This is a genomic window from Rhizobacter sp. (genome assembly GCF_031412075.1).
GTDB lineage: Bacteria > Pseudomonadota > Gammaproteobacteria > Burkholderiales > Burkholderiaceae_C > Rhizobacter.
The window spans coordinates 1-3732 of the sequence record NZ_JANOCG010000629.1; the positions used below are offsets into that span (position 1 = coordinate 1).

Here is a 3732-nt window from a genome sequence, read left to right on the forward strand (position 1 = left end):
GAGGTGTCGCGCCAAGAGGCCACCGTAGCGGCGACCGCCTTGCAGAACGCCGAGGCGCGGCCGAGTGCTTAGCAGAAAGGGATCAAGGTGCTGATCCGCAACAGCGAAGAGCGTGTCGAGGCGGGCTCGACGCTCGCCAACGACGCCGGTCGCATCATGCAAGAGGTGGTGGCCTCGGTGCGCGAGGTGTCGGGCACGATCAAGGCCATTGCCGAAGCGACCGTCGAACAATCCGCCGGCCTGGAGCAGGTGAATCAGTCGGTCACGCAGATGGACACGGCCACGCAGCACAACGCGGCGCTGGTCGAAGAGTCGTCGGCTGCGGCCGAGAGCCTCAAGCAACAGGCCCAGGCCCAGGCGCTGAAGCTGGCGGTCAGCATGTTCAAGCTCGGCTGATCAACGCAGCGCGCTCAGGCGCTGCGCTTGCGACCGAAGAGCGCCCCGCCGAGCAAGCCAAGGGCCATGAAGGGCAGGGCTGCGGGGAGTGGCACCACCGCTACAGCTGGGGCCAAGTTCCAAGCACCCGCAGTGGGCGTGTGCATCGCGCCGTAGGGGTAGTTGGTGTAAGAAAGGCCGATGTTGTCGCCGTACAGGTGGTTGGTGCCCATGTAGACATAGTTGGCCACGAGCCCGAAGTTCCAGGCAACGATGTGTCCCGCTACGAACGAAAACGAACCACCGCTCTGGCTCAGCGGTCCCTGCGACGAAGAATACTGGCTGGTTTGGAGATTGAAAGCCTTTGCGCTCGTCAATGAGACTGTGCCGGTGTACCCCGGGGCGAGGACGGCGTCGTCGAAGACGATGCTGCCCGTGAGCTGCGAGCCAAAGTTCCAGCAAGGCGACGTACCGTTCCAGGGTACACAGGCCATCGTGTTTCCCACGTACAGATAGGTGACGTCCGCACAGGCGGTGTTACTCACGAATGCGGTGCCCGCAAGGAGCAGCCCTCGCGCTGCGCTGCGAAGGCGTGACGGCGCGACGGGTGTCGAAGACTGATTCATAGCTACCCCCGGGGTGTTCGACATGTGGGAAGACAACTTGCGATGCCTGTCCCAGTCTGCTGGTGTGTCGTGACTCTGCGGCGACAGCCTCCCGACCTGTTCGGATGTTTCACTTCAACGCGCTTGGTGGCGGGAGCAGGGCCGCCGCCCTGCGGCGCGGCTCGTCAGCGCGTCACGACTTCCAGCAACCGATCCAAACCTCCGGTGTTGATGGCCACCATGGCTTGCTCGCGCACCTTGGGCTTGGCGTGGTACGCCACGCTCAGGCCGGCTTCGCCCATCATCGGCAGGTCGTTTGCGCCATCGCCCATGGCGATGGCTTGCGCGGGCGTGATGCCCAGCTGGGCGCAGGTGGCGAGCAGCATGCGGCGCTTTTCTTCGCCGTCGCAGATGTCGCCCCAGGGCTGGTCGACCATGCGGCCGGTGAGGGCGCCGTCGGCCACCTCGAGCACGTTGCTGCGGGTGAAATCGATCTTCAGGCGGTCACGCACGTGGTCGGTGAAAAAGGTGAAGCCGCCCGACACCAGCAGCGTTTTCATGCCCACTGACTGGCAGGCTTCCACCAGGGCCTGCGCGCCGGGGTTGAGCTTCAGCCGCTCGTTGAGCACCTGCTCCATGGCCGAGACGGGCACACCCTTCAGCAGGGTCACACGGCGTCGCAGGCTTTCCTTGTAGTCGGTGATCTCGCCGCGCATCGCGGCTTCGGTGATGGCCGCCACCTCGGCCTTGCGGCCGGCGGCGTCGGCGATCTCGTCCACGCACTCGATGTTGATCAGCGTCGAATCCATGTCGAAGGCGATCAGCTTGTAGTCGGCCAGGCGCAGCGGCGGCGTGAAGTTCTGGATGACGAGGCCGGGCAGCAGCGATGCGGTCATGAAGCGTGGCGAGAAGTGTGAAGAAAGTGGGATTGTCCCGCACGCAGGGCTTGCTTTCAGGCACGCGGCTTGCGAAGCTCCGAGCCGGCCCCGTCTGGGGCAGCGCGTTTCCACCGAAACGGGATCCCCACAGCCCACAAGGCCGAGCCCACGCATGCAAACCCACCGGTTGATCCTCCTCGCGAGCCTCCTCGTCCTCCACCCCATCGCCGCAACTTCCCAGCCGGCAGCGCCTCGCGACCCCGAGGCTGCGGCGCGGGCGGCGCGAGAAGCCAACAACCCGCTGCGGGTCATCATCGAAGCCAGCAAGCTGAAAGGCCGGGCGACAGACGCCCCGCCGGTGCGGCCGGTGGCGGCCAAGCCTGCAACCCCAGCGGCAGTCGCCGCGAAGGCCGGGGCCGCACCCACCGCTTCGGTGGCGGCCTCTCAGCCGGCAGCGGGGCCGGCTGGGGTCGTGCCGGTCGTTGCACGTGCCGAGCCGGAGCTGGCGACACTTTCGCTGCCGGCCCCCGTCGTGCCTGCGCCCAAGCTCGCTCCACCGTTGCCGCTCAAGCTCGCGCAGATGGTCGAGCCGAGCCTGTCACCCACGGTGTTGCGGCGCATGCTGAATGACGTGGAGGTGGTCGTCGGCTTCACCGTCAATGCCGACGGGTCGGTGTCGAATGTGGCCGTGCGCTCCAGCCCGCTTAAAGCGCTGGAAGCGCCTGTCATCGACGCCATCGGCCAGTGGCGCTACGAACCGATCGGCGAGCCACGGGTGCACGCCGTGCAACTGGTGCTGCGCGCGGCGCGCTGAGGCAACGCGTCAGGCCTCGACCTTCGGCGTGCCCAGCGAGCGCAACACATCGCGGATCAGCTGCGCGCGGTCTTTCGGTTCCTTGGTTTCACGCTCGATGCGCAGCTTGTCGTTGCCGGCCAGCTTGATGTGGCGGTTCTTTTGCACCAGCTCGATGATGCGCATGGCGTCGACTGGCGCATTGGGTCGGAAGCTGATGATCATGAGCTGAGGGGCGGCGTCGATCTTGACCACGCCGTATGGCTTGGCCAGCACCCGCAGGCGGTGCACGTCAAAGAGCGTCTGGCCTTGCGGTGGGAGTTTGCCGAAGCGGTCGGTGATCTCCTCCAGCAGGGTGTCGATCTGCTCAGGCTTTTCGGCCGAGGCCAGGCGCTTGTAGAGGCTCAGGCGGGTGTGCACGTCGCCGCAGTAGTCGTTGGGCAACAAGGCCGGGGCGTGCAGGTTGATCTCGGTCGTCACGCTCAAGGGTGAGAGCAGGTCGGGCTCCTTGCCGGCCCGAAGCGAACGCACTGCCTCGGACAGCATCTCGTTGTAGAGCTGGAAGCCGACCTCCATCATGTTGCCGCTCTGGTTTTCTCCCAGCACCTCGCCGGCGCCGCGGATCTCCAGGTCGTGCATCGCGAGGTAAAAGCCCGAGCCCAGCTCTTCCATGTTTTGGATGGCTTCGAGCCGCTGCGCCGCTTGTTTGGTGAGGCCTTCGACCTCGGGCACAAGCAGGTAGGCATAAGCCTGGTGGTGCGAGCGGCCCACGCGCCCGCGCAGCTGGTGCAGCTGGGCCAGGCCGAACTTGTCGGCCCGGCTGATGACGATGGTGTTGGCGCTGGGCACGTCGATGCCGGTCTCGATGATGGTCGAGCACAGCAAGATGTTGTGGCGCTGGGCCACGAAGTCGCGCATCACACGCTCCAACTCGCGCTCTGGCATCTGGCCGTGGGCCACGGCAATGCGCGCTTCGGGCAGCAGCTCTTGCAGCTTCTCGCGCCGGTATTCGATGGTGTCGACTTCGTTGTGCAGGAAGTAGACCTGCCCACCACGCTTCAACTCGCGCAGCGCCGCCTCG

Annotated in this window: 4 protein-coding genes and 1 pseudogene; 2 read left to right on the plus strand and 3 right to left on the minus strand. The window is 65.9% G+C overall.

Annotated elements, in window-relative coordinates; translation table 11 throughout:
• Positions 1 to 81: 81 nt before the first annotated feature.
• A pseudogene (locus RMO40_RS23145) lies at positions 82 to 390 on the plus strand (methyl-accepting chemotaxis protein); the annotation flags it as partial.
• A gap of 20 nt (positions 391 to 410) precedes the next feature.
• Here RMO40_RS23145 and RMO40_RS23150 read toward each other — a convergent pair.
• On the minus strand, positions 411 to 920 hold the full coding sequence (locus RMO40_RS23150) for a hypothetical protein (RefSeq protein ID WP_309725956.1): 510 nt from the start codon (positions 918 to 920) through the stop codon (positions 411 to 413).
• Between the two features lie 245 nt (positions 921 to 1165).
• Complete coding sequence (gene serB / locus RMO40_RS23155) at positions 1166 to 1876, minus strand: phosphoserine phosphatase SerB (protein ID WP_309725957.1); 711 nt, start codon at positions 1874 to 1876, stop codon at positions 1166 to 1168.
• A 154-nt stretch (positions 1877 to 2030) separates the two neighbouring features.
• Here serB and RMO40_RS23160 point away from each other — a divergent pair, with 154 nt between their 5' ends.
• Complete coding sequence (locus RMO40_RS23160; RefSeq protein ID WP_309725958.1) at positions 2031 to 2672, plus strand: TonB family protein; 642 nt, start codon at positions 2031 to 2033, stop codon at positions 2670 to 2672.
• 9 nt (positions 2673 to 2681) lie between these two features.
• Here the strand turns inward: RMO40_RS23160 and RMO40_RS23165 are convergent.
• A partial coding sequence (locus tag RMO40_RS23165; protein WP_309725959.1) for a TRCF domain-containing protein occupies positions 2682 to 3732 on the minus strand: 1051 nt, incomplete at its 5' end.